Below are 24,964 nucleotides of genomic sequence, written 5' to 3' on the forward strand. Positions count from 1 at the left end.
GCCCATCGAAGCCGAGCCTGTCTCACCGTCCGATGTCTCACGGAAAAATGTCTCACGAGGCGGTTTCATCTTGACAGCCGTGCCGCCCGGTCGACCACGAAGGACTGCGAGCGCTTCGCCGGGACGCGGCGACCGTCGAGCCGCAGGGCGATGACGCTGAGTCCGTACTGCCAGCGGCGATGGGCGGTGGCGCGACTGACGCCGAAGCGCCAGCAGATGGCCTTCCACGGCGCGCCCTCGGCTCGAGCCCAGAGGAGCTTGCCGTCCTCGGGTGCCAGGAAGCGGATCCAGGTCAGGGTTTCCTCCATGCGCGAGATGGCCGCCGCCGAGGGTGGGGGGCGCCGCATGGGCTGAGGGATCGCTCCGACCATGTCGGCGAAGTCGCGCGCCACCTCGGGCCAGACGTTAAAGAAGCCCTGGACCTTCTCCTCGGGCAACCGCTTGAGCACGTCGGCGGCCTCGACGAGACGGTCCTCGACCCGTTCCGGCGTCCAGTCAGCCATGGTGCACCTCCCGGCCGCCGTCGCGCCGGCCATAGAGCTTCTCGCCCAGTTGGCGGATCAGTTCGCGCTCGGGCCAGGTCAGGCGGTCATCCTCCACCGACACCGCGAGCAGACCCTGCTCGTGCCATCCATCGCGCTTGACCTGTTCGGGGTCGCGGCGTTCGCCGCCGTAGCCTTTCGGGAAACGCTTCATCGCGCACCTCCCCGGGTCTCCATGGCCCAGAGCAGCAGCGCGATGGCGTCGGCCTCGTTGTCGTCGGCGGGGGCATACCCCCGCGCCGTCACCGCCGCGATGACCGCGTCCTTGTTGGCGTTGCCCTTGCCAGTGACATGGCGCTTGATGGTGCCCACCGGCACGGCCTCATAGGGGATCGCATGGTGTTCGCACCAGGCGGTGACGTGAGCGAGGAAGCCGCCGTAGGCATGGGCGGCGTCGACCCCGGCATGGCGACGGACTTCCTCGACGAAAACGGCGTCCAGGTAGCCTGCCGCCTGCTTGATCTCTGTGAGCCAGCGCTTGAAGCGCAGGAAGCGCATGCCGCCACCCTGCCAGCGGTCGTTCTTGAACTCGGCGGTGCCACTGATGATCCGACCGTCCGGCCCATGCAGCGCCCATCCGGTCTTGGTGCCGAGATCGAGGGCAAGAATGACGGGGTGGTCCGGCGCCTGTTCGGCGAGAAATTCGATCAATGCGGGCTGGCTCATCATCGGGCTCCTTGGCAATCGGTTTTGGGAATGGGCCGGGAAGCAGCAACCCGACCATTGGTGGGAGGAGTGTGCGTTCCCGGGAACACTCCTCCCCCTATAGGGGGAGGTGGGAACGTGGAAATCGTTGAAATCATTACGTTTTTCCTTGGTTGGGAACGGATGGGAACGAGATTTTTGGGAAGCTGATTTATTCAATGGGTTCAATGACTTGATGCGGATTTGAGGGCACAAAATCTTGGGAATTCCCGTTGGGAAGCTGGGAACCGGGAACGGAAACCGCCCCCCATCCGCTTGGGCAGGAAGCTCTGGGAACGCTGGGAACGGAGCACGCATGGTCCTCACTCCCCGGTCTCGTGGGCGCCATGGACGAACCGCCCGACACCCCGCGCAAACGGCCCGGCCGGAACGTCCAGCCACTTGAGTTCCTTCGAGCCTTCGGCCATGCCCTTGACCAGGATGGGCGGCCGGCCGTTGAGCATCTCCTGGACCAGCCCCTCGATCTTGTTGCGCGCCATGTCGTGGAATACGACGGGCAAGCGGTGGCGCTGCTTGAACAGCCCCGTGCCGCCGGTATGGGTGTAGGGGTGACCGTCCTCGGCCGCACGGGCGATGGCTTCGACCAGGGCATCCATCAGGTCCTGCTCGGGCCGGCGGACGGCCCGCAGGCGTTCGGTCGCATCGACCAGCAGCCCGGTCGGCGCGCGCAGGAAGGTACGGATGGCCCGATCGGCCGGGCCGTTGGCCTTGACCACCGCGCCCTGGAAAACGGCGTTGCGGGCAAAGGGCTCTTCGAGCGCCTTAAAGATGTACCCCTGATGCTCCTCGGGCGCGGGCCAGAGCGCATAGACCATGCGCACCCCATCGACGATGGCGCTGGTGCCGCGCACGGCGTCACGGGCTTGCTCGACCGAGGCGATGGGCCGATTGCCCTGGGGCTTGCGCATGTGGTGGGCGACGATTACCGCCGCGCCGGTTTCGGTGGCGAGGCTCGCCAACAGGCCCGTCGCAAAACTGCCGGCAGCCGGATCGGAGGTGACGTCGGCATGGATGAAGGACGCCAGCGGGTCGAACACCACCAGCTTGAGATCGCGCAGCCTCATGATCTGATCGCGCACCATGCGGAACTGGGGCGTGATTTCGGGGCCGTCCTTGCCGGACACCACCAGCGGGATCGGCCCGCCCGCATTGGGCAGCGGCACGACGATCAGCCGTTCGGGTGCCTTGAGACGAAGCTCGTCCGGGTCCAGGCGCTGCAAGCGACGATGGACTTCCCCCTGGTCATCCTCGGCGGTGAAGATGACGGCGGTGCCGAACGCGCGCACCGGGCCACCGAAAGCCATCGGCTCAGGGCTGACCGAGACGGAACGCGCCTTGCCGGTCGCCACTGACAGCGCCAGGTCGAGGGTCATCATGCCCTTGCCGGTGTCGCCCATGGCGGCCAGGATCGAGACCATGCCCATGGGGAACGAGCCTTCGACCAGAAAACGCTGCTCGGGCGCATCGCCGGAATAGCGAGTGGCATGCCAGTCCGAAAGGTCGAGAGTGGCATTCTCCGAACGGAGGGTCTGGCGTTCGGTGGTGGCGATGAACTCGGCCACGTCCATGCCGTCGTCGACCGCGTCCGCCGCATCCCATTTCTCAAGCTTTTCGTCGGGCGGTAGCAGAACGGACACCGACCGGGCGCCAGCGGCCAACACGGCCTGTCCCGCCGCCATGGCGTACTGCCAACCGGGGCCGTCCTTGTCGGGCCAGATCAGCACCCGTTTGCCGTCGAGCGGCGACCAGTCGGTCTTCTCGATCGGCGCCTTGGCCCCGTTCATGGCCGTGGTGGCCGAGATGCCGGCATCGATGAGCGCCTGGGCGGCCTTCTCGCCTTCCACCAGAACCACCGGATCGGCGGCCTTGATGCCGGGTCGATTGTAGAGGGGGCGCGGCTCCGGGGCTTTGAGACGCCGGTTGACCACATCCCAGGGCCGGAACTGTTTGCCGCCGGGAGGGTCGTAACGATAGACGCAGGCGATCAGCCGACCGTCCTCGTCGTGATAGTCCCACTTGGCGGTGACCGGCCCGAGATCATCCGTCGGCGGCGCTTTGGCCTGTGCCGCGCGATCGTCGTGGAGTGTCCGGCTGCGGCCATCGAGCCATTCGCGGATGTCGTCCATGATGGCGGGGAAATCCGTGCGCGTATCCCGGCCGGAAACCGCAGCCCACAAGCCGATGATGTCGCCGCCCTCGCCGGTCGCGAAGTCGTGCCACATGCCGGCCTTGGGTCCGGCCAGTTCCACCGACAGGCTGTCGCCGCGATTGCCTTGGACGTCGCCGACCAGGAACTTGCCCCCCTGGAACGCACCGCCCGGCAGCAGGTAGGAAAGCACGCCCCGCAGGTTGACCAGCATCCGGGTCTTGATCTCCTCGGTGGTCTCCGCCCCATCCCAGGGTCGGCTATCGTCGAGGCGCTGGGGCTCGGCGTCGTTGAAGTCACGCCAACGCTCGAAGTCGATGACGTTGTCCTCGGTCGGCGGCGTATCAACCATGGTCCGACCTCCAGCAGCGATCCGACCAGGCGCAGAACCGGCATTCGTGGAAGTCGGCGGATTGGGCGATGCGGGGCAGCAACTCGCCCGCCTCGGTGGCGCGGATGATGCGCACCGCCTTGTCGCTCGCCGTCTGGGCCAGGCCGCCGTCGAACGGCACCAGTTCGTGATGCAGCTCGGCGGTGTCCTTGTTGATCGCCGTGAACAGCGCCGGGTTTTGGGAGATGCCCGGCACGCTTGCTTCCATGTAGGCCTGATAGGTGGCGATCTGGGCCGCATAGATCGGTTTCGAGACCGCCACACCCCGTTTGGCCGTATCCTTCCAGGACCTGTCGTTGAGCGACTTGCATTCCCAAAGCGCCGGGAACCCGGTCAGCACGGGACCGGCATTGATGATGCCGTCCACATGGCCGCGGATGCGCCCGTCGGCGACGGAGAAACCGAACTGCTCGCCGTCCGGGCGGTTGCCCTTGGTGGTGTAGAGATCGAACCCAGCCTTGCGCAGCCAGCCGATGGCCAGGTCCTCGAACACATGACCGGCGGCAAAGATGCGCAACGTCCGACCGTCGAAGTCGCTGCCATCGTCCTTCGGCGCGTCGGCATACTCGAACTGCAAGGCACGCTCGCAGGCCACGCCCAAACGGGATCCGCCGAGATAGTCCCGCGACGGCCTCGCGGCGTTCTCCGCCTCCAGGGCCTCGTCGATGAGCGCGTTGATCCGCTCGGCGACGGTTGCCGAGTGGTTGTAATCGAGCATCAGAAAGGGATCTCCGTGTCCTCGGCCTTGGCCGTCGCCAACATGGCGTCCTGAAAGCCACCGACGGCGACCTCGATCAGGGTGAGGACCTGCGCTTCGGTGAGGTCGACCAGCCGGATCTGCCAGCCGATCTCCTCCATGATTTCGGCGAGCGGCTTCATGGCGGCGCGGATCGCGGCCTGTTCCTGTTCGGTCAGATCAACCATGCCCCAGCGCTCCTTCGCCAAACGCGACCAGAAGCCTTGGCAACTCATGGAGCAGAACCAGACCGAGGGCCGGGGCCGTTTCGATGGCACCGGGTCGAACCAGCCAAAGCCACGGGCTGGACGTCGACAGACGGCACAGAACGCACCACGCGGATGCCAGAGGCGCAGACGGGTGGCGGCAGTGTCGGATGAAGAAGCCATGGATCATGCCGCCCTCCCAATGTCGGCCGCCGAAGCCACCAGATTGGTGATGGCGCCCTTGTTGAACTGGAAGGTGAGCAGCGCCGAAGCCTGATAGCGGGTCAGGCCGAAGTCCTGGCGGAACTGAGGTGGCAGATACTGAAGCTGGCGTTCCGTCGCCGGCTGGTTGAGCCAGGAGCGGGTCTTGTGCGCGCTCTCGTCGGTCTCGTTCTCGTTGAGCCAGTCATCGGCCGCCGCCAGGCAAACGGTGCGCTCGCCCACGGCCAGCAACCGCGCGCGCTGTCCTTTCGCCCCGCCGACGGCATGCCAGCGGCCATGAAGGAAGAAGATGCCGCCCCAGGCACTGAACCCATTGGCCACCAATGCCGCGTCGTCGCCGAAGAGATCGCACCAGCGGAAGCTGGAGCGCTTCAGGAGATCGATCTCCGACATCACGAAATCGGCAAGCGGCGTCGCCTCGCCGTCGCCCAAGCCGGCGGACTCCCACAGGTAGCCGCAGAGGGGGCATTCGCGGAGTGCCAACGGCACCTGAGCGGCGCACTCCGGGCAGTCCTTGGTCGGGGCCTCGCCGTCACCGGTCTTGCCGTCGAGATTGACGTCCTGCTCAAGGCAGCCGTGCAGCAGGGTCGAGGTGCCGAAGTCGAGAACGATGCAATCGGTCTTGACCACACCCGGAAACTCGCCTGGATCGACGGTGCGCAAGCCCCTCCCGACCATCTGGATCATGGTGGACTTGTAGGAACTGGGGCGCAGCAGCACGACGCAGCTGGTCGGCTGATGATCCCAGCCCTCGGTCAGCACCGCCACGTTGACGATGACCTGGGTGTCTCCCTTCTCAAAGGCACGCAGCACCGAGCGGCGTTCCGCCTCGCCCATGTCACCATGGACCATGCCGGCGGCCACGCCATCATCGCGGAAGGCCTCGGTGACGTTGCGGGCGTGATCGACCGTGGAACAGAACACCACGGTCTGCCGATCGCCCGCCTTCTCGCGCCAGTGGCGGATCACCGCTTCGGTGATCGGCGCCGTGTTCATGATCGCGTCGACCGCCTTCATGTCGAAGTCGTCGACGGTCTTGCGAACACTCTTCAGCGCCTCCTGCGCGCCGACATCGATGACGAAGGTGCGCGGCGGCACGAGATGGCCCGAGGCGATCAGTTCGCCGATGCTGATCTGGTCGGCGACGTTGGAGAAGACGGGCCGCAGCCCTCGTCTGTCACCCCGGTTGGGCGTCGCTGTGACGCCGAACACCCGGACATCCGGATTGCGGTCCCGCGCCTTGTCGATGATCCTGCGGTAGCTGTCGGCGGCCACATGGTGCGCCTCGTCGATCACCAGCAGATCGAGCGCCGGCAGGAGATCGAGGTTGGCGGACCGGGCCAGGGTCGGCACCATGGCGAAGGTCGTCCGCCCCCGCCAGGACTTGGTGCGGGAGTCGACAATCGACGTGCTGATCTTCGGATTGACCTTGGCGAACTTGAGCACGTTCTGCGCCGTCAGTTCATCGCGATGGGCGAGCACGGCCGCCTTGGCGTCGGTGCCCTCCAGCATCCGGCCGACCACGCCCGAAAGCATGATCGTCTTGCCGGCACCGGTCGGCGCGACGCCCAGGGTGTTGCCGTGCTCATCGAGCGCATCCACGGCGCGCTCGACGAACACCTTCTGGCGGGGACGGAGAAGCATCGGCCCACCCTCCTACTGCGCCCAGGCCGGACGGCCAGGATTGGCGGCAGGCTGTGATGCGGGAGCAGCGGCTGCCGAGGCCGACGAAGCGGTCGGGGCGCCACCGGCCGGACGCCAGATTCCTCCGTTCTCCTGAAACGCCTTCCAGTCCTTGGTGTCCGGCGTGACGGCGAAGCGGATTTCGTTCTTGGCGTCGCCGTTGGCATCCTTGCCGACGTCGATCTTGGCCAGGAACTCGATGCCGTCCAGATCGGCGAAGCCATTGATCCGCCGCGCCGCCTGGGCCTGGGGGGAGTTGTCCTTGTCCGACAGTCCGCGCGCCGAGTTGAGGATGCCGCGCACGAAGGACCGGCCCATGTTGCCCCATTCGGGACCCTTCAGGCTCAACAGCCCGATCAGCGACCAGACCTTGCGCCGCGCATGGGCGCCTTCGAGGATGACGAACTCGGCATTCAGGTAGACCGAGCCGGTGGTCTCGTTGCGGGTCGCGTAGCCGCCCGTCCAACCCTGGGACGGATCGTCATAGCCGCCGGGCTTGAGGGTCATCCGCACGGGCACGATGGTGCCCTTGGGGATCAGATCAAAGGAGTTCTGGGACTCCGCATCGTTGTAGTCGTTCCACGCACCGGTCATGGTCAGGACGCTCCTTCATTGTCTTGGGGGTCGGGGGTGTCGGGGGTGTCGGCGGGGCGGTCGAAGACCAACCGCTCGCTCGCCGGTTTGACGGGACCGCCGATCTTTTCCATCAGGCGGCCGAGATGGGGTTCCTCGATCTGGTCGAGACGCCCGCTGCGATCCTTGGCGGGGAAGCCGAAGGGGTTCAGTGTCTGGCAAACGAAGGCCCGAAACGGCTCGCCGTCGCCCTGGCTGACTTCGGCCATGGTGATGACCTCATCGACGATGCCGGGCAGTTCGTTGCCGGTCTTGGAGCCGTCGATCTGGGGGGTGAAGACGCGCCGATTGAAGTCGTCGAGCTTCTCGTCGAGGATCCCGACGAACCAGACGTTCTTGCCTCGCGTGTGCTGCAGGTGGGTGAGCCAGGCGATCATCTCCTGGCCGTGCAGGCCGTAGGCGCCGCGCATGTCGGGCTTGCCGGTACGCTCGGAGACCGCCTGCGGCTGGCCCTTGCACCACTGGAAGCACAGCCGTCCGGCAACCGTGATGCTGTCGATGAAGACGGTCTGGTACTTATCCAGCGCCGCCGGGTCGCCGAAGCGATCACAGACCGCCTCGAAATGCGCCTGGCTGTAGACCTGGTCTTCGCGAAGCGCCGGGTTCGGCCCACCGATGAAGACGGCGAAGTCGCGGCATTCCTGCCAAGTCCGAGGGCGGATGGTGTCGCCCGGCCAGCCCTCGATGGCGAGATCGCCGGCCTCTAGATCGAAGAACAAGGTCGATGGCGCATCCAGCGTCCACAGCAGCGAGGTTTTGCCGATCCCGGACTTGCCGAAAATCGTGCCCTTGATGCCACGCCGTTCGGCCAGACGTTCGTCGGCGGAGATGATGGGGAGCACCATTATTTGCGCTCCTTCTTCTCGGCCACGGCGTCGAGGGCGTTGTCGGCCCCGACCGCGCCGTTCTTGCGCGCCAGGTCGTAGAGCCGACGCAGGGAGTCCATCTCGGCGTAGAGGGCCGAGGACCTGCTCTGCAGCGCCAACTGGGCGAAGGCGATGTCGTCGAGCGACGCCGTCTCCATGGGCTTGGTTACTTCCTCGCGCCGCTCGCCCAGAGGCGGAATGCGGATCGCATCGGGGAGTTCGGTGAGGAAGCAGTTGTCCTCGCGCAGGCGGTCGAGCTTGGTCTTGGCGGTCATTTGGACACCTCATCGTTCAGGGAAAGACGGAAGGAGGGCTTGCCGACCCGAACCGTGCGAGCAGCCTCGAAAGCGGCGCGAATGGCATTCGGCCAGGCGGCGTACTTGCGTTCGGGAACCTTGAAGGCGATGTCGACATACTCGGCCGGGTCGTCGCCCTCGGCGCGGATGCGCTCGACCAGGGCGGCCAGTTGGGCCTGATCCCAATCGACCTTCTTTGGAAGGTCGGCGACCACGGTTACGGCGCCGTCTTCGACCCGGACCGTGCCGGTGTCCTTTCCCTGGTGCGCCCGTAGCGCGGCAGCCCGGGCGGCGTATTTGAGGGCGAGCGCCTCGTCGAGCCGGGCCTTGCCCGTCTTCGCCGCCTTCAGGGCGCCGTCCGCTTCCTGCTGCAGGTCGACCAGGACGTCGGCCGGAAGGGCCGCGATGTCACGGACCTCCAGCCGGGTGAGATCGGCAATGGTCGGATGGTTGTCGGGAAAGGGCATTACGCGGCCTCCTCGATCATCAAGGTTGAGAATTCCAAAGGAGTGTTCCGGGGGTGCGGCCGGGCGATGGCGAGGTAGGCGAAAGCGCCGGGGCCGATCCGTCGCTGGACCAGATGAACGAAGTCCCGTTCCGCAAGATCGAAGGCGCGGTCGGAGACGCGGGCCAGCTCGGCCCGAGCTTCGCCGTCCATGGGAGAGCCGAACGGCGTGATATCCAGCACCAGAAAGCCACGGTGGTATTCGAACTCGTCACCCGGCGCGGCCTGGGTGAGCCAGGCGCAAAAGTCGACCTCGCGGATCATCGGCACGGGATCGGCCTGTCGAAGGGAAATGATCATCGGGACGTCGCTCCGGTCTTTCGTGTCGAATGGGGTGTCACTGCGTGGTTGTTCCGTGCTACCCCCATTCGAATTCTTGTTCATTACGAATGACTTCGCGGGATTTCGCTGGCGAAACGGAGCGAAAAAGAAGGAAGGTGCGGGTATCATTTTTTCTGGCCTTCTTCGGTTCCGGCCAGATGCTCTGCCTCGTAGGCCTCGATGTCTTCGAGCCGATAGACCACCCGTCCGCCGATCTTCAGGTAACGGGGGCCCTGGCCGAGCCAGCGCCAGCGCTCCAGGGTGCGCGGGCTGAGGCTCCATCGCTTGGCGAGTTCGACCTGATGCAGGTGCTTGATCGTCATGTGACACTCCTCGAAAATCTTTCTGCCGCTCCCCGGCTCGTTGACGCCCGAGGAATTGCGTTTATTTTCAATGGAGTGCGGGGTTCGTTATATAGTCAGGGTCGGTTTTTCTTGTGACATCTGGCCACGAAAAAGCCCCGGTTTTCGGGGCGACGGTGGGTCGGGTTGTGACATGGAGGGGCCGGGCCTGTGACGTGCGCCCGCGCAGCCGTCTTCGGATGGACGGATTGAAGCGGCTATCGGCTGTCGTTTTTTTCGAGGAACAGACGCCGCTGCTCCTCCCATTCGAGAGGGAACGGCTGCATCAACTTGGCCATGGTGAGGTCCGCCGGTTGGCGGCCGTCGAGGATCATCTCGACGATGTCCGGGGCCAGCAGGGTCAAACGCAGGATGCGGCTGACGTAGGAGGTATTGATCTTCTCCGCCCGGGCGAGGTCCTCGACGGTGGCGTGAGCGCCGTTTTCCAGCAGCCTGCGCCAGCGGAAGGCCCGGGCCAGGGCCTTGACCATGGTGTTGTCGACGCGGGTCCGGGGCTTTGCCCAGGAGGGCACCCCGTCCGGCGACACCACCAGCTTGCGCCCGCCGCGTGTGGCGAAGGTCATGGGCACATGGATGGTCAGGGTCTTACCGCCATCGTCGATCTTCGGCGGCCTGATCGTCGGCTCGCGCATCACGCGGCCCTCGGCTCGGAGGCGGCCCGGATGTCGGCGACCAGGGTCCGCAGGCCATCGACCCGGAAGCGGATGTCGAGGCCATGCTTGTGGACCTCTATCCGCTCGACCAAAAGCTGAAGCACCCGGGCCTGTTCGGCGGGGAAAAGCTCGTCCCACAGGGGATCGAGATCGTGCAGGGCGCCCCGGACCTCGGTTTCGGTGATCCCGTCGTCCTGTCGGCGCGCCGCGCGCCAGGTGGCGACGATCACTTCCGGCGCCCGCAACAGCCCGCGGACATGGTCGATGACGGCCGCCTCGATCTCGGCGGCTGGCACCCGGCGAACGATGTCGGGGTTCTCCTCCCCCTTCATCAGAGCGGCGGCAATGTAATAGCGGTAAAGCTTGTCCCCTCGGCGGGTGTGGGTCGGCGTCATCGCACGGCCATCGGCACCGAAGATCAGGCCCTTGAGCGGCGCCGGGGTCTTGGCGCGGGTGTGATTGGCGCGGGTCCGGGGGCTCTCCTTTATGATGGCGCGGACTTTGTCCCATAGGTCGCGGTCGATGATAGCCTCGTGTTCGCCGGGATAGGCCGTGCCCTTGTGGACAGCCATGCCGATGTAAACTTGGTTGTTCAGCATCTTGTAGAGGTAACCCGTGTTAAAGGGCTTGCCGCGCTTGGTGATCACGCCTTCGGCGGCCAGGGCGCGAGCGAGGATGGTGGTGGAGCCGACATCAAGGAAGCGCTGGAAGATTGCCCGCACGGTGGCGGCCTCCTCGGCGTTGACCACCAGCTTGCGCTCCTTGACGTCGTAGCCGAGCGGCGGATTGCCCCCCATCCACATGCCTTTCTTGCGGCTGGCGGCGATCTTGTCGCGGATGCGCTCGCCGGCGACCTCGCGCTCGAATTGGGCGAAGGAAAGCAGGATGTTGAGCGTGAGGCGCCCCATGGAGGTGGTGGTGTTGAAGGACTGGGTGACCGAAACGAATGTCACCGCATGGCGGTCGAAGACGTCGACCAACTTGGCGAAGTCCATCAGGGAGCGTGACAGGCGATCGATCTTGTAGACCACCACCAAGTCGATGCGGCCGGCCTCGATGTCGGCGAGCAGGCGCTGCAGGGCGGGCCGCTCCAGGGTGCCGCCCGAGATGCCGCCGTCGTCATAGGCATTGGGAACCAACACCCAGCCCTCCGCCTTCTGGCTGGCGATATAGGCCTCGCAGGATTCGCGTTGGGCATGGAGGCTGTTGAACTCCATGTCCAGGCCTTCTTCCGAGGACTTGCGGGTGTAGATGGCGCAGCGCTGCTTGCGGATGGGAGTCTTGCTCATTGGCCCGCTCCCGACTTGCGCAGCCCGAAGAACACCCAGCCGTTCCAACGGGTGCCCGTGATGGACCGGGCGATGGCCGACAGCGACTTGTAGGGGCGGCCCTGGTATTCGAAGCCGTCGGCCAGCACGGTGACGCAGTGCTCGACGCCCTGGAACTCGCGGATTAGCCGCGTGCCGGCGATCGGCCGGTCGTCAGTGCGCTTGCGGCGGACCTCCATCTTGCCGCCGTCCAGATCCTCGCCCAGCGCTTCCAGGCGTTCGATGGTAGCGGGCCGGAGTTCCCCATATTCCAGTTCCTGGATGCGGTAGGCAAGCCGGCTCTCCAGGAATCGTCGGTTCTGGCGCGGCGGTTCGGTCTCGAACAGATCCCGCCACATGCCCCTCAAGTCTGGCGTCGAGGTGTTCTTCAGCGTGGCGATTCGGGCAATGATAGATTCCGTCATGGCATGGATTCCTCCGCGTTGGTTTCGGTGGATCCATGACGGCATTGGTCGGGCGAGAAGTGTAGGCAACTCTCTCCGTGGTCCGCGGATAGTCGCCTTGACTTCCGGGTCCGCAGGCGAACCACCCCGGCAGCCAGGATCGACGCCAGTTCTTCCAGGCGCTCAGCGGCGGACATGCGGTCGGGGGAGAGGGCGTTGTGCATCGGCGTATCGGTCTTTAGTTGCGGCCGATAGTCAAATTAAGCGGCTGATTTTGTTGAAGCAAAACAAAAACCTGCCCCAGCGAAGAGGTTCGAAAACAAAGGAGCCCACGCGGTGGATGACGAAAAGACCCTCAATGGGAAGTCACGCCTACACGCTACAGGCGGTAAAGGCTCAGAGAATACTTCTTGAGCATTGCCACCATTCGGAGAGCCTCATATGATCGTAACAGCGCGAATCGGAACGTGGTGCGAGCGAAAACGTCGCCCTATCATGGCAAGGACAAGAAAGAAAATGTGAGGTACGCCATTGGGCCATCAACGTCTCGGTTCGCCACCAGCGTCGAGAAAATTGCCTGAGATCATTAATCTCCTGGTGGCCGGGACGGCTTCAGCGACGGAACTGGTCGAAGCGATTACGAAGGCAACGGAAGCGGCGCTGACTCGGGCCCTCAAGGACCAGGCCTTCGTTGAGGCGCTGTGGCTTCTGGTAAAAATCCCCCAAGCGGCCAAGGCCGAGAGTTTCTCGGAAGCGTTGCGGGCCGTAGGGGTCGCGGCCCCGGACAATCCGAGCGCGACCGACCTCGTTGCTGGTTACGATGCGGCGATCGAGGCGGTCCAACGCAGGTCCGACGGTGATGTAACCGACCTTGGCGAGATGGCTCGACAGGCCGGAATCTCGGCGCTTTACAGCTTGATCGAAGAGCGCTTGCCGTCTCTTTGGGAACCGACCCGGGAAGATGTGCGAACGACCCTCGCCACCTTCGTCGGGCCCGAAAAATTCGGCGAACTTTCTCAGCGGTTCCTGACCAACTTCTCGGAACGGACCATCCAGTACTACCTAGACCGGGAAATACCCAGACATCTTGGTCCGGGAAACGTCGTTCAATCGGTCGGCGACATGGCCGTGTTCGATGACGCGGTGCGGCGGCACTGTGCGGAGTCCACTATGATCATGCGCCCCTTCGCCAAGGATTGGCTCGGCAAAAGCGTCTACAGCGAGGGGAAGGACATCTCTCAGAAGAAACTCGTAGGCTTCACCGCCGTTGCGCTGAAGAAAGTCAGAAAAGAGTTCGAGATCAGGAGCAAGGCCGGTGAGAACGTTTAACATATCATGCGGGGGCGCTTCCTCGACATTTGGAAGTGGGGAGCATCGCTCGATCCAGATGGATGTTCAGGGTAGCAACCAGGACGTCACGTTGAAGATCGAGGACATCAGCCGAGCGATGGTCAGCAATATTCCGGATGTCCTGTTGGACCTGCTGGAGGTGGCGGCTTACATCTACTGCGCCGACCGGCGGTGCTCACGCGGTGGCGACACGTTGGACGACTACGGCCACGATTGGCGGCGCGATCTGCGTTTTACCATTCCCCTTCGCGAACCCGACCGATGGGAATCGCCGGCGGTCAAGGAGGCGCTGCGTGACGCCCTTGGCTTTCTATCCGATGACGCCTACTCATTCTCTTTCGTGAGGGCAGAGAACCCCGTAGCGCCGAAAGAGCTGTACTTCACCGGATTGACCGAGGGAACTTTCGAGCCCGACGAGGTCGCCTTGTTCTCTGGCGGTGTCGACTCGTTTGCCGGTGCCGTCCACGATCTGGTCGCCAACGACATGAATCTGGCTCTGATCGGACACTTCTCGGCCACCAAGGTCGTCAACGTGCAAAAGGAACTGATCAGCGGTTTGCAACAGAACGGCCTTGATGGCCGGTTTTTCTACACATCGGTCGAGGTCAAGAACAAGGGCGTCCGTTCAGTAGACGAAAGCCAAAGGACGCGCTCCTTCCTGTTCGCCTGTCTGGGACTGGTCGTCGCCCGCCTGTTCGGAAAGGACCGGCTCACCTTTTACGAAAATGGCGTGGTCAGCCTGAACCTTCCGATCGCCAAGGACATTATGGGCGCCCGGGCGACCCGCACGACTCATCCCCAGGTTCTGGACGGATTCACGACGTTCTTCTCGGAACTGCTCGATCATGAGATCGGGATCAGAACCCCCTTGCAATGGATGACCAAGCGGGAAGTCGTCGAAACCCTCAGCGGAAGCGGTTTTGAAGGCATGTTGGGAGATACGGTCAGTTGTACACGGACTTTCGTTCGCACTGTCGATCATCCGCATTGCGGTGTGTGCTCTCAGTGCATCGACCGGCGGTTCGCTGTCCTGGCAGCGGGGATGGAAGAATCCGATCCGGAGCAGGGGTATACGGTAGACCTGTTGACCGGGGATCGGAGCGCAAAAGAGCAAGACGTTCGAATGGCGGTCGATTACGTCAAGTGTTTCCAGAAGCTGACGGCCTGTCCCAAAAATCGCTTCTTGGTCGAGTACCCTGAAATCACGTCAGCCTTGCGTTATTTTTCGGGCCTCTCGACCGCCGAGGCCTGCGATCGCATCTACGACCTGCTTCAACGGCATGCTCGGGACGTCCTGGACGTCCTTGATGCCGCAACCACGAGGCACAAGGGAGAATTGGTGCGGGGCGAATTGCCGGCGGGCTCCTTGCTGTCCATGTGCTTCAGCCGAAGTAAGATCGAGGTGTCTCCGCCTTCCGGCTACGACAGTCAGGTGAAGGATTTCATGGACAGGCTGCAGCGACCGGTTTGCGAGTTCGCTGTTGACGAAACCGCCAAGCGCGTCCTGTTCAAGGGCGACTTTTCCCTGGAAGGCACCAACTACGATCTGGTCGCCGCGCTGCTGGACAACCATCGCACTGGCAAACGGAACGGCTCCGATATTGCCTATATCCCGGCTCCCAACTTGGCGCAGGTGCTTGGCATAGCCGATGCCTCGCTGCGGCAACAGGTAGGCCGATTGCGGAAGCTGGTGACAGAGCGGCTTGGGGTCGATTTAGGCGTCCCACTGGGTACCGACGACTTCATTGAGAACAAAGAGCGGGCGGGCTATCGCCTCAGCCCGGCACTGCGGGAGGTTTCGCCCGGTGACCTTTGATTCGGTCTCCGTACTTTCCGTCATGAATTCTTGTTTGGTTTCAGGGGGGAAGTTGGGCAGGTGACTTTTGCGAGGCAGACAGGCCTTCCAATAGCCCTAGATTCCGATCAGAAAAGCGCATGGAAATTCAATGCCCCACCAACCCGTACCGAACGGCCGTGGTCAACAGCTTCGGAGAGAATGAGCCGAGAGAGAGGGTGTGTGGGGAGCAGAGCCGTCGGGGCGGTCAACAGCTTGGCCGTGGGAGGCGCGCGGAAGCTGGGAATTCTGACGGCAACCGTCTCGCCGAGAGACAGTTGCCGATAGAAAAATGGCGGAGAGGGTGGGATTCGAACCCACGGTACTATTGCTAGTACAACGGTTTTCGAGACCGCCCCGTTCGACCACTCCGGCACCTCTCCGCATATGTGGTCTTGGCGTTCGAGGCGGTGTTTACCGGGATGAGCGTCAGATTGCAAGAGGGAAATCTCAAATTTCCCGGACTCTTTTGCATGGGCTTTTCGGGCATGCCGGTTGGTCGCTTTCGAAAGTCGGGCAAGCTCATGCAAATCTGCGGCTTTGCCATGCTGTCCCCGGCGGCGTAAAAGCTCACTCCGTGGTTGACTCTTTGGGCCAAAAGCGGTAATCCACCCGTTCTTCGCAGCGGTTCGGTATCTGTTAGCAGCGGCACCGAGCTGCGCGTTTGTGTTTCCAGAATGTTTTTCAGGAACTTTTAGATGTACGCAATCATCAAAACTGGCGGCAAACAGTATAAAGTTGCTGCCAACGACGTTATCAAAGTCGAAAAGATCGCTGCCCAGGCCGGTGACACCGTGAAACTTGAAGAAGTTCTCATGGTTGCTGGCGACGGTGCGCCGAAGGTTGGTGCTCCGTTGGTCAAAGGTGCTTCTGTTACCGCAGAAGTTCTCGAGCAGGCCAAGGGCGACAAGGTGATCGTTTTCAAGAAAAAGCGCCGGCATAACTACCGTCGTAAAAATGGTCATCGCCAGAACCTGACTGTTCTGCGCATCAAGGACATCAAAGCCTGATTTATCAGGTTGAGATGCAGTTTTAGGAGAGTTTCATGGCTCATAAGAAAGCTGGTGGTAGTTCGCGCAACGGTCGTGACTCCGAAGGTCGCCGTCTCGGCGTTAAAAAATTCGGTGGTCAGGCAGTTGTTGCAGGCAACATTCTCGTTCGTCAGCGTGGCACCAAGTTCCATGCCGGTGACAATGTTGGCCTCGCCAAAGACCACACCCTGTTTGCGACTGTGAACGGTTCTGTCCAGTTCAAGTCGGGCTTCAAGGGTCGTACCTACGTAACCGTCGTTCCGGCCGAGGCGTAAGCCTCCCGTCGGCTGCGCGATACGTAGCAAGATTAGGGTCAGTTCCCATCAATCTCATCCATTCTGCGCAGTCATAAAGACATCTGAGAAGAAGTCGGCTGCGCAGAACGCTTTTCAGCATTCAAGCAGGCGTGACGTACTCAGAGGTCTTTATGACCGCGCCCGCAGGGTTTCAGGCAAAGCGCACAATCGAAATAGTCGACCGCTTGAAAAGGTTCCAACCTGTTCGTCGCAATTGCACACTTTGTCTGAAACAGAATTGTATGAAATTGATGGGAACTGACCCTTGAGGGAGGAATGAGCAATCATTCCTCCCTTGTTTTATGTGATATAGAATTTCGGACCCCGTCGCTGCGCGTCCCTCGCGCACCGGGGAGCCAATATAAAGTGATAAACGGGTGCGCCCGAAGGACCGGTTATGAAGTTTCTCGATGAAGCCAAGATTTATGTGCGCAGTGGCCGCGGCGGTGCCGGTTCGGTCAGCTTCCGCCGTGAAAAATATATCGAGTATGGCGGGCCGGACGGTGGCGATGGCGGCCGGGGTGGCGATGTCATCCTTGAGGCGGTCGAAAATCTCAATACCCTGATCGATTTTCGCTATCAGCAGCACTTCAAGGCCGAAGTCGGCATGCATGGCATGGGCCGTCAGCGCACCGGCCGTTCGGGCAAGTCCATCACCATCAAGGTCCCAGTCGGAACCCAGGTTTTGGCCGAAGATCGCGAAACCCTGATTGTCGATATGGTCAAGCCGGGCCAGACATACTTGCTGTGTCGTGGCGGTGATGGTGGACGTGGTAATACGCATTTCAAATCCTCCACCAACCAGGCGCCGCGCCGTGCCGAAGAAGGCTGGCCGGCAGAGGAAATGTGGGTGTGGATGCGCCTGAAGCTGATTGCGGATGCCGGTCTGGTTGGCCTCCCGAACGCTGGCAAGTCGACCTTCCTTGCGGCATCCTCGCATGCGCGCCCGAAAATTGCCGATTATCCCTTCACCACCCTGCATCCGCAGTTGGGTGTGGTGAATGTCGATGATCATGAGTTCGTTCTGGCCGATATTCCCGGCCTGATCGAAGGCGCATCCGAAGGCAAGGGCATCGGCACGCGCTTCCTTGGTCATATCGAACGCTGCGAAGTTCTGGTCCATCTGATCGACTGCGGCGAAGAAGATCCGGTCGCGACCTATAAGACGGTGCGTGAAGAACTTGAAGGCTACGCCGAGGAACTGGTCGAAAAGCCCGAAATCGTTGTTCTGTCCAAGGCCGATCAGCTCCTGCCCGAAATGGTCGAGGAGCAGCGCCAGATCCTTGAAAAGGGTATCGGCAAAAAGGTCTATGTCGTGTCCGGCGTGACCCAGCAGGGCTTGAAGGAAATCCATCGCGAAATCCGCGCCTATATTGATGGGGAGCGTGAACGCCGTGCGAGGGAAGGCCGCGAAGAAGAGGGCTTCCAGCCGTGACAAGCAATGCCCTGGCGGATGCGAAGCGCCTGATCATCAAGGTGGGCTCGGCCCTGCTGGTGGATGAAAATACCGGCAAGCTGCGTCGTGCCTGGCTTGAAGCATTGGCCGATGATATCGCCCTTCTGCGCGAACGCGGGGTCGAGGTGATTGTGGTCTCCAGTGGTGCGATCGCCCTTGGTCGTCGGTTGCTCGGCCTTGATCACCGCACGATCAGTCTGGCCGACAAACAGGCCGCCGCCGCCACCGGGCAAATCAGCCTGTCACAAGTCTGGCAAGAGGCCCTTGGCCGCAATGGCCTGACCATGGCACAGGTGCTGGTCACACTTGAGGACATGGAAGGCCGTCGTCGCTACCTGAATGCCCGCGGGACGCTGAATGCCCTGCTTGGCCGTGGCGCCATTCCGCTGATCAATGAAAACGATACCGTTGCGACCGAGGAAATCCGCTTTGGCGACAATGATCGCTTGGGGGCCAAGGTCGCGCACATGATTTCGGCCGATACGCTGGTTCTGCTTTCGGACATCGATGGTCTTTATACCGCCGATCCGCGCAAGAACCCGGATGCCGAACTGATCCCTGAAGTCCGCGAACTGACGCCCGAGATTTTCGATATGGCCGGTGTTGCGCCGACCATGTATAGCTCCGGCGGGATGGTGACCAAACTTCAGGCCGCCGAAATCGCCATGAAGGCCGGGTGCCGCATGATCATTGCGCGCGGCACCATCTATCATCCGCTCAAAGCCCAGCTTGAAGGCGCCCCCAATACCGTCTTCCTGCCGAGCGAAAGTCCTTTGGCGGCACGTCGTCACTGGATTGCGACCTCGCTCAAGGCGTCAGGAGCCATCATTGTCGATGCCGGTGCGGCCAAGGCCCTGGCGGCGGGCAAGAACCTTCTGGCGGCCGGAATAACCGGCGTTGATGGCCGGTTCAAGCATGGGGATGCTGTGCGGGTGCTGGGGCCTGACGGGGCGCAGATCGCGCGCGGCATCACATCTTATGGCGCGGAAGAAACCCGGCTTCTGATGGGCCATGCATCGGCTGATATCGAAGCCACCCTTGGTTTTACCCGCGGTAACGCCATCATTCATTCCGATGATCTGGTGCTGGTCGAGGGCTAGGCGCAAGCGCTGCACAATTTCAGCAGACCCAAAGGGGACGTTCGTGTCCCTTTTTTTGCGTCTGCGAACCAATCATAAAAAAGGCTGGCCTCCGGAATACAGAGGACAGCCTTTTTTGCGGTGGCACTATGGTCCGGATATGCGGACTTAGGCAGCCTGATCGGCAAGGGCACGGGCCATCTGGCTCAGTGCTTCCTGATGCTTCTCGTGCTTGATGCTTGCAAAGTTACGTGCAAGTTCAAGGCACATACGCTGACGCGCATTGAGCTCGGTTTCCTGATTGCCTTCCAGGCCTTCATAGAAATAGCTTACCGGAACGCCCAGCACCTGAGAGATTTCGTAAAGACGACCAGCAGAGATGCGGTTAATGCCGCGCTCGTATTTGTGAGCCTGCTGATAGGTAACGCCAATCAGGTCCGCCATCTGCTGCTGGGAAAGGCCCAGCATGATGCGACGTTCGCGGATGCGCTGACCAACATAACGGTCAGTGTCTGTGGCGCGGTTTGCGCGTTTCGGTTCTTCGGTTTGTGTGTTCTCAGTCATGTTATAATCCGTTATCAACCGCCAGTTATTATTCCCCACTTCGGATGCTGTCGGGTTCGTTGTTTTTCCCGATATGTCACACCCATCGCGGCACCTTTCAGGCACTGCGATTTTGATGACCTGTACCTGAACATTGGTCAGATAATCATTACAGCTTTCCGCCAGAAGCTAGCTATATAGGTCAATCGAGCTGTCTTTGTCTAGTGCAGAAGGCGAAAAAAAGACGTTCGTTTCTACGCTGTCTGGTTTGTGATGAAGCGCATAGCTGGCATGCGCAGACTGAATGACCGGCGGTTGCAAAAGGTTTTCCTGAGGTAGGATCTGACCCAGAAGCTGGGTCCAGAATGCTGCACTGCCCACAAGATCATGGGGTTGCAGCCACGCGCCACCACCCTGCGCAATTTTTTCAACAGGTGAAAATTGCGTCAGTTGCTCGATCCCGATCCCGGCAGGACCATCGGTTCCACTGCTCGCAGTTTCGGTCCTGCGGGCCGGGAGCATGGAAATCGGTGTGATCGCGGTCATGTGTTTTTCGGTTTATTGGGTCATTGTTGCCTGTGTATTTCGGGACTCCGTGGGTTTTGGTCTGTGGTCATGGCAATCACCCGGCAAAAATTGCCGCCTTTCGGCGGTGCCGGGCGTTCTGAAAGTGTTAACGAAAAATTTATGCAGGATTGGTGCCGGACGGCTTGGGCGTTCGGCGGGGCATTGTTTGCCGCCCGGCCAAACATCTGATGCGGGCATGAAAAAAGGCGAAGTGCGCTATGGCAGCTTCGCCTTTTTGATCTCAGTGCCCGGGATGCGGGCCGGGGGCCTTATTTGCCGGACTTGCCACCGGCAAGGTTGTTAAGCTGCGCCTGCATGGCTTCAAGCTGGCTTTTCAGCTCATCCAATGACGCATCTGATTTCGCAGCACCGGGTGCTGTTGGCTTTTTCGGGCCTTCGCCGGTCGGCTCACCATTTTCATCCTGCATGAAGGGCGAGAACATCTTCATCGTCTGTTCAAACAGCGCGATGTTCTGTTTGTTCATTTCCTCGAACTGGCCAAACGGGAACATGCCCTGCATGGTGCCCTGCATATATTCGCGCATCTGTTCCTGATTATGGCCAAAGGCGCGCATTGCCTGTTCAAGGTAGCTCGGCACCAGCCCCTGAAGGCTGTCGCCATAAAAACCGATCAATTGGCGCAGGAAGCTGATCGGCAGAAGGTTCTGCCCCTTGTTTTCTTCCTCGACAATAATCTGGGTAAGGACCGGACGGGTGATGTCTTCACCCGATTTCGCGTCATAGACAACAAAGTCGGTATTGTCTTTGACCATCTGCGAAAGGTGATCAAGCGTCACATAGGAACTGGTCGCCGTGTTATAGAGGCGGCGGTTCGCATATTTCTTGATAACGATGCGGTCCTGATCATCTGATTTCTTGTTGGTCATGGCGTCTTTCCTGCTTCCCTGTTTCCCGGACGTATGTCTGGCGAACCTTCTGGTGGTGTCGTTCCACCTGCTTTGCGCCCCGGCAATTCACATTGTTGCGTTTACGATGTTGCGCAGCATTTTCGATTTTGCATTCGCTCAGAAGACTGTGAGAGTGCCGCGAATTTTCCAATGTGTCCAGTATTCAACGCGAAGTGCAGTGCGAAAAACAACTTTGGATACCGTTTGTTGCGCCACAGCACGGGAATTCGTTTTCCCGCGACCCTCAACCTCTTATAGTGGTCGCCAACAGATACGCGTCGCATCTGAACAATACTGGGAACAATAAGGGTATCGCCGATGGCCAAGGCTACGAACGACCCCGACCAATCACAAACCACAGGGGCTTCGTCATCAGACGCCGATGACGAACGGCTTGACCAACTTGCCCGGCAGTTTCTTGAACTCTGGCGCCAACAGGTCGCTGCAACCGCTGACGGTGCCCATGCCGCCAGTGCCATCGGGCGCCTTTATGCATCCCTTGGTGCCGATACCACCCGCATGGGTGAAGGCTTTGAAGCCTGGGGCAAGCTGATCGGTCAAATGGCGATGGGCCAGCATCCCGCATCCGGTGTTGGAAATCCAATCGGCAACCCGATGGGCGATGCCATGGCGGCGGCCAATCCTTTGCAGGCGATGCTCGATCAGATGGCCAAGGCCGCACGCGAACTGCCGGCATCCCCGTTCGCGGGCATGCCGTTTGCGCCCGATATGTCTGCCATGGCTGGTATGGCCGGGATGACGCCAAAACCAGACACTGCAAAAGCTGAACCGGATGTCGCGGATGCTGCCGGTAACACTGCCGGGCAGACATCCGATAAAGACAGCGCACAAACATCCGCCGCCGATGAAGCCAACAAGACTTCCAAAACCAAACGTGCCGCAAAAAACGCTGCAAAGGGGCAGGGGAAGAATGATCAGTCCGCCAAAACAAAAACCGCTTCCGCCAAAACGCGAAAATCAGAGGCGGGCGGGGCCAAGACCGCTTCCGATGCATCTGGCAGTCGAGATGACGAGCTGGCTCAGCTCGCGCGCCGCATTGCCGATCTTTCTGAAACAATTGCTGCCCTGGAAGCCGGAACTGAAGGATCAGGCGGAAAGTCTTCTGGCTGAGCTTGAAGCCTATCACCCTGATGACGTTGCACAGGCACTTGATCGTGTCGCCTTTGATCGCCATGCCGGGTTCCATGACGGGGTGCGGGCCTATCAACGCCATCCCTATCGCCGCCCGCGTGATCAGGACCGCAAGGATATCCCGACCGTCTGGGAAGAGGGATCGACACGGGTATATGATTATGGCGCGACTTCTGACAACAAGGCGGCAAAAACCGGCGAAGTCGTCCTGCTTGTGCCGTCGCTGGTCAATCGCGGTTATATCCTTGATCTCAATGAAAAGCGAAGCTTTGCGCGCTATCTGGCCAAATGCGGCTATCGCCCGCTTCTGGTCGAATGGGGCTATCCCGGCATGGACGAAGCCAACTTTGGCCTTGATGATTATGTTGCTGGCCGTCTGGTCACCATTCTTCAGGACGTCGCCGATATCAATGGCGGGCCCGTGCCGGTGGTGGGCTATTGCATGGGCGGGGTTGTTGCCCTTGCGGCGACACTTCTCGATCCGGCTCAGGTGTCAAAGCTTGTTCTGCTGGCAACCCCTTGGGACTTCATGGCCGCCGGTCCAACCCAGTCACGCATTGCTGCGGCCTTTGCGCCCTCTTTGCCGCAAATGCTGGCGATCCATGACACGCTTCCGGTCGATGTGCTGCAAAGCCTGTTTGCCAGCCTCGATCCCTTCATGATGGGCGAAAAGTTCCGGCGTTTTCAGGCCATGGCAATGGATTCAACCAAGGCACAGGATTTTGTCGCCCTCGAAGATTGGCTGAATGATGGTGTGCCTTTGCCGCGTCGGGTCGCGGTCGATTGCCTGATTGGCTGGTATGTCGAAAACCGCCCGGCCAAGGGCCAGTGGCAGATTGACGGCATTGATATCAACCCGGCGGACTTGTCCTGCCCGGTGCTGGCCGTGATCCCGGAAAATGATCGCATCGTCCCGCCCGAAAGCGCGCAGGCGCTTTTTGATGCCTGCCCCGAAGATCTCCGCACCGAACTTCATCCCTCCGCCGGGCATATCGGCATGATGGTCGGATCACGGGCGGAAAAATCCACATGGAAACCGGTGGTCGACTGGCTTGCGGGCTAACCCGAAAGCCAGTTTTTAATCGGCACTCTCCGTGGCAAGTTGGGCGCGCTCCGGCGCCCAGCGCAGGGTCAGGCGCGCCAGAAGGGCGATGATGATCAGCGTCAGGATCACGCGTCCGACAAGGACAACCCAGATATCCGCACCAAGTGCCAGCATGATCGCCGTATCCTCGATCAGGGAATGTGACAGCGACAACCAGCTGAGCGACAGGAAAAGGGTGCGTTTGGGGTAATTGTTCTTGCGCGCCTCATCAATGATCAGCGCCCCGCCATAGGTAATGCCGAGTAACACACCGATGGTGGTCACCGGCGCTACATCACGCGAAATGCCCGAAATGCGCAGGACCGGCATCATCGCCTGTGTGATGCGCGCGGTGATTCCGGTTTTCTCCAGGATATCCAGCAGGATCAACAAGCCGACAATCACGCCAAAGGTCACCACAAGCGATTTGACCACCTGAATGGACCAATCCATCCACGCGGCCAGCCCGCTGGTAGCGGCGGTCGCAGCTTCACTGCCGACCATCCAGGAAAAATCAACCGGCTCGGACAGCCATCCGGTCAAATCGCTGATCCAGGTTACCAATGCGGCATATCCGATCGCGGCACCCACGCGAAGGGCGGTGGTTGCCCAAAAACTCGCCCCGGCCCGTTTGACAATCGCCTGTTCGACCGGCAGGCCATGGGCAAACAGCATCATCGCACACAGCGCGCTCAGTTGTGCCGCGGTCATATCAAGATGGGCTGCCAGCCCGATAAAGGCCCCGACCGCGCCATACATGCTGACCAACACACATGTCGCCCAGATCAACCCGGCCTCCGGCGGCAGCCCAATCAGCGCCATGACCGGCGCCAGCCAGTTGGATACCAGTTCAACCGCACCAAATTCCTCGGCAATGCGGACAATCACCATCACGGGCAACATCACCTTGATCAGGGTGATGAATAGTTTCTGGCTGCGGTTGATCAGGTCAAAGGCATAGCGATGCATGGGGCGGCAATCCGGTTAGGTACTGAGGGTTTTGATGGTGGTGGTAGGCGCATGTAAGGTCGTTCAAGGCCGCGATCATGCCACGGGTTTTCGATTTTTGTGCAGCGTATTTACGCATCTTCGTGCAATATGGAAGCGTTATTAAGCTGATTGGCGCGGTGGAGTTGCGTAATATGCCCGAACTGGATCAGATCGATACCAAAATCCTGCGCCAGTTGCAGGTGTCAGGGTTCAGTGATGTTGAGAATACTACTAATTGAACCCCTTTTCGCACAAACTTTGAGCCGTTTTCGCACTAACTCTGAAGCAGTATCACTTCTTGCCTAGTTAGTTCATTTTTGCCGTAATGTCACAAGTCGTTTCAGGGCGATTACCCATGTCAATGCAATCGGTCTATTTAAACTCTACGAGAAAACGTTCGTTTTCTAGTGCAATTTTTTATAATTATATTTCGATATCGTAATGAATAGAAAAATAGGGTACGCCAGAGTTTCGACAACAGAGCAATCAACCGCTGCTCAAGTAGAGGCTTTGTATGAAGCGGGATGTGAGCTTGTTTTTTCTGATAGTGTATCTGGCGCAAAAAAGGATAGGGTCCGATTAAGAGAAGCAATCGCTCATATTGGCCAGGGAGACCAGCTTGTTGTTGTTAAAATTGATCGTCTTGCTCGATCCCTTACAGATCTATTGCAGTGAATAGCCCCTAGATTTGTAGAC

Annotated in this window: 31 protein-coding genes and 1 tRNA gene; 10 read left to right on the forward strand and 22 right to left on the reverse strand. The window is 60.8% G+C overall.

All coding sequences use genetic code 11. The features are described 5' to 3' along the window. Nucleotides 1-65: 65 nt before the first annotated feature. The 17 genes from TH2_RS05370 to TH2_RS05445 all read right to left on the reverse strand — a co-directional run bounded on the left by TH2_RS05370 (nt 66) and on the right by TH2_RS05445 (nt 11,999). Entirely contained in the window at nt 66-503 is a 438-nt protein-coding gene (locus tag TH2_RS05370; protein ID WP_008889390.1) for a DUF6362 family protein, read from the reverse strand. Further along, nucleotides 496-696 (reverse strand): hypothetical protein, encoded by a 201-nt coding sequence (locus TH2_RS05375; RefSeq protein WP_008889391.1) that lies wholly within the window; start codon nt 694-696, stop codon nt 496-498. Before TH2_RS05375 ends, TH2_RS05370 begins: the two co-directional genes overlap by 8 nt. After that, nucleotides 693-1,208, reverse strand: coding sequence for a crossover junction endodeoxyribonuclease RuvC (locus tag TH2_RS05380; protein ID WP_008889392.1), 516 nt, complete (start codon nt 1,206-1,208; stop codon nt 693-695). Before TH2_RS05380 ends, TH2_RS05375 begins: the two co-directional genes overlap by 4 nt. 341 nt (nt 1,209-1,549) lie before the next feature. Next, entirely contained in the window at nt 1,550-3,745 is a 2,196-nt protein-coding gene (locus TH2_RS05385; RefSeq protein WP_008889393.1) for an AAA family ATPase, read from the reverse strand. Next, complete coding sequence (locus TH2_RS05390; RefSeq protein WP_008889394.1) at nt 3,738-4,502, reverse strand: isoleucyl-tRNA synthetase; 765 nt, start codon at nt 4,500-4,502, stop codon at nt 3,738-3,740. Before TH2_RS05390 ends, TH2_RS05385 begins: the two co-directional genes overlap by 8 nt. Next, nucleotides 4,502-4,708: a DUF6511 domain-containing protein gene (locus TH2_RS21690; protein WP_008889395.1), complete on the reverse strand. Its 207-nt coding sequence runs from the start codon at nt 4,706-4,708 to the stop codon at nt 4,502-4,504. Before TH2_RS21690 ends, TH2_RS05390 begins: the two co-directional genes overlap by 1 nt. Next, the gene (locus TH2_RS21695) at nt 4,701-4,916 is read right to left on the reverse strand and encodes a hypothetical protein (RefSeq protein ID WP_147250607.1); all 216 of its coding nucleotides are present in this window, start codon (nt 4,914-4,916) and stop codon (nt 4,701-4,703) included. The genes TH2_RS21690 and TH2_RS21695 overlap by 8 nt, the downstream gene beginning before the upstream one ends. After that, nucleotides 4,913-6,592 carry a DEAD/DEAH box helicase gene (locus tag TH2_RS05400; RefSeq protein WP_008889396.1) on the reverse strand — a complete coding sequence of 560 codons (1,680 nt, stop codon included), beginning with the start codon at nt 6,590-6,592 and terminating at the stop codon, nt 4,913-4,915. The genes TH2_RS21695 and TH2_RS05400 overlap by 4 nt, the downstream gene beginning before the upstream one ends. A gap of 12 nt (nt 6,593-6,604) precedes the next feature. Further along, nucleotides 6,605-7,225 carry a hypothetical protein gene (locus TH2_RS05405; protein WP_008889397.1) on the reverse strand — a complete coding sequence of 207 codons (621 nt, stop codon included), beginning with the start codon at nt 7,223-7,225 and terminating at the stop codon, nt 6,605-6,607. A 2-nt stretch (nt 7,226-7,227) separates the two neighbouring features. Then, nucleotides 7,228-8,109, reverse strand: a complete 882-nt coding sequence (locus TH2_RS05410) for an ATP-binding protein (RefSeq protein ID WP_008889398.1) — start codon at nt 8,107-8,109, stop codon at nt 7,228-7,230. Next, entirely contained in the window at nt 8,109-8,405 is a 297-nt protein-coding gene (locus TH2_RS05415; protein ID WP_008889399.1) for a hypothetical protein, read from the reverse strand. The genes TH2_RS05410 and TH2_RS05415 overlap by 1 nt, the downstream gene beginning before the upstream one ends. Next, a complete protein-coding gene (locus TH2_RS05420) occupies nt 8,402-8,893 on the reverse strand; it encodes a hypothetical protein (RefSeq protein WP_008889400.1) in 492 nt (163 codons plus the stop codon). The genes TH2_RS05415 and TH2_RS05420 overlap by 4 nt, the downstream gene beginning before the upstream one ends. After that, nucleotides 8,893-9,231, reverse strand: coding sequence for a hypothetical protein (locus TH2_RS05425; RefSeq protein WP_040822915.1), 339 nt, complete (start codon nt 9,229-9,231; stop codon nt 8,893-8,895). Before TH2_RS05425 ends, TH2_RS05420 begins: the two co-directional genes overlap by 1 nt. A 146-nt stretch (nt 9,232-9,377) precedes the next feature. Then, a complete protein-coding gene (locus TH2_RS05430; protein ID WP_008889402.1) occupies nt 9,378-9,575 on the reverse strand; it encodes a helix-turn-helix transcriptional regulator in 198 nt (65 codons plus the stop codon). Between the two features lie 236 nt (nt 9,576-9,811). Continuing rightward, complete coding sequence (locus TH2_RS05435; protein WP_008889403.1) at nt 9,812-10,246, reverse strand: hypothetical protein; 435 nt, start codon at nt 10,244-10,246, stop codon at nt 9,812-9,814. Then, the gene (locus tag TH2_RS05440; protein WP_008889404.1) at nt 10,246-11,556 is read right to left on the reverse strand and encodes a recombinase family protein; all 1,311 of its coding nucleotides are present in this window, start codon (nt 11,554-11,556) and stop codon (nt 10,246-10,248) included. Before TH2_RS05440 ends, TH2_RS05435 begins: the two co-directional genes overlap by 1 nt. After that, on the reverse strand, nt 11,553-11,999 hold the full coding sequence (locus tag TH2_RS05445) for a DUF2924 domain-containing protein (protein ID WP_008889405.1): 447 nt from the start codon (nt 11,997-11,999) through the stop codon (nt 11,553-11,555). Before TH2_RS05445 ends, TH2_RS05440 begins: the two co-directional genes overlap by 4 nt. A gap of 552 nt (nt 12,000-12,551) precedes the next feature. Between TH2_RS05445 and TH2_RS05455 the strand changes: the two genes are divergently transcribed. Continuing rightward, complete coding sequence (locus tag TH2_RS05455) at nt 12,552-13,307, forward strand: hypothetical protein (RefSeq protein ID WP_008889406.1); 756 nt, start codon at nt 12,552-12,554, stop codon at nt 13,305-13,307. Nucleotides 13,308-13,398: 91 nt separating this feature from the next. Next, nucleotides 13,399-15,144 carry a 7-cyano-7-deazaguanine synthase gene (locus tag TH2_RS05460; RefSeq protein ID WP_167549067.1) on the forward strand — a complete coding sequence of 582 codons (1,746 nt, stop codon included), beginning with the start codon at nt 13,399-13,401 and terminating at the stop codon, nt 15,142-15,144. A 311-nt stretch (nt 15,145-15,455) separates the two neighbouring features. On the opposite strand, the gene TH2_RS05465 is transcribed toward TH2_RS05460, so the two are convergent. Further along, a tRNA-Ser gene (locus tag TH2_RS05465) sits at nt 15,456-15,545 on the reverse strand. A 315-nt stretch (nt 15,546-15,860) separates the two neighbouring features. On the opposite strand from TH2_RS05465, the gene rplU reads away from it, so the two are divergent. The 4 genes from rplU to proB all read left to right on the forward strand — a co-directional run bounded on the left by rplU (nt 15,861) and on the right by proB (nt 19,045). Next, nucleotides 15,861-16,172 carry a 50S ribosomal protein L21 gene (gene rplU, locus TH2_RS05470; RefSeq protein WP_008889408.1) on the forward strand — a complete coding sequence of 104 codons (312 nt, stop codon included), beginning with the start codon at nt 15,861-15,863 and terminating at the stop codon, nt 16,170-16,172. 35 nt (nt 16,173-16,207) lie between these two features. Then, a complete protein-coding gene (gene rpmA / locus TH2_RS05475; protein WP_008889409.1) occupies nt 16,208-16,468 on the forward strand; it encodes a 50S ribosomal protein L27 in 261 nt (86 codons plus the stop codon). A 418-nt stretch (nt 16,469-16,886) separates the two neighbouring features. After that, entirely contained in the window at nt 16,887-17,924 is a 1,038-nt protein-coding gene (gene obgE, locus TH2_RS05480; RefSeq protein WP_008889410.1) for a GTPase ObgE, read from the forward strand. Next, nucleotides 17,921-19,045: a glutamate 5-kinase gene (gene proB, locus TH2_RS05485; protein WP_008889411.1), complete on the forward strand. Its 1,125-nt coding sequence runs from the start codon at nt 17,921-17,923 to the stop codon at nt 19,043-19,045. Before obgE ends, proB begins: the two co-directional genes overlap by 4 nt. 147 nt (nt 19,046-19,192) lie before the next feature. Here proB and TH2_RS05490 read toward each other — a convergent pair whose 3' ends face one another. The 3 genes from TH2_RS05490 to phaR form a co-directional block, all read right to left on the reverse strand. Then, nucleotides 19,193-19,588, reverse strand: coding sequence for a helix-turn-helix domain-containing protein (locus tag TH2_RS05490; protein WP_008889412.1), 396 nt, complete (start codon nt 19,586-19,588; stop codon nt 19,193-19,195). Between the two features lie 168 nt (nt 19,589-19,756). Next, on the reverse strand, nt 19,757-20,113 hold the full coding sequence (locus TH2_RS05495) for a hypothetical protein (RefSeq protein WP_008889413.1): 357 nt from the start codon (nt 20,111-20,113) through the stop codon (nt 19,757-19,759). A 290-nt stretch (nt 20,114-20,403) separates the two neighbouring features. Further along, nucleotides 20,404-21,021 (reverse strand): polyhydroxyalkanoate synthesis repressor PhaR, encoded by a 618-nt coding sequence (phaR, locus tag TH2_RS05500; protein ID WP_008889414.1) that lies wholly within the window; start codon nt 21,019-21,021, stop codon nt 20,404-20,406. 339 nt (nt 21,022-21,360) lie between these two features. On the opposite strand from phaR, the gene TH2_RS05505 reads away from it, so the two are divergent. After that, a complete protein-coding gene (locus tag TH2_RS05505; protein ID WP_008889415.1) occupies nt 21,361-22,173 on the forward strand; it encodes a hypothetical protein in 813 nt (270 codons plus the stop codon). Continuing rightward, entirely contained in the window at nt 22,070-23,257 is a 1,188-nt protein-coding gene (locus TH2_RS05510; protein ID WP_081579273.1) for an alpha/beta fold hydrolase, read from the forward strand. Before TH2_RS05505 ends, TH2_RS05510 begins: the two co-directional genes overlap by 104 nt. Before the next feature lie 15 nt (nt 23,258-23,272). Here the strand turns inward: TH2_RS05510 and TH2_RS05515 are convergent, their stop codons facing one another. Continuing rightward, complete coding sequence (locus tag TH2_RS05515; RefSeq protein WP_008889417.1) at nt 23,273-24,247, reverse strand: nucleoside recognition domain-containing protein; 975 nt, start codon at nt 24,245-24,247, stop codon at nt 23,273-23,275. Between the two features lie 77 nt (nt 24,248-24,324). Here TH2_RS05515 and TH2_RS05520 point away from each other — a divergent pair, with 77 nt between their 5' ends. Together TH2_RS05520 and TH2_RS20720 are read left to right on the forward strand one after the other, a co-directional pair. Continuing rightward, nucleotides 24,325-24,507: a hypothetical protein gene (locus tag TH2_RS05520; RefSeq protein ID WP_008889418.1), complete on the forward strand. Its 183-nt coding sequence runs from the start codon at nt 24,325-24,327 to the stop codon at nt 24,505-24,507. A 202-nt stretch (nt 24,508-24,709) separates the two neighbouring features. Beyond that, a complete protein-coding gene (locus tag TH2_RS20720; protein WP_081579274.1) occupies nt 24,710-24,943 on the forward strand; it encodes a recombinase family protein in 234 nt (77 codons plus the stop codon). The last annotated feature ends 21 nt before the right edge of the window (nt 24,944-24,964 follow it).

The organism is Thalassospira profundimaris WP0211 (assembly GCF_000300275.1).
GTDB lineage: Bacteria > Pseudomonadota > Alphaproteobacteria > Rhodospirillales > Thalassospiraceae > Thalassospira > Thalassospira profundimaris.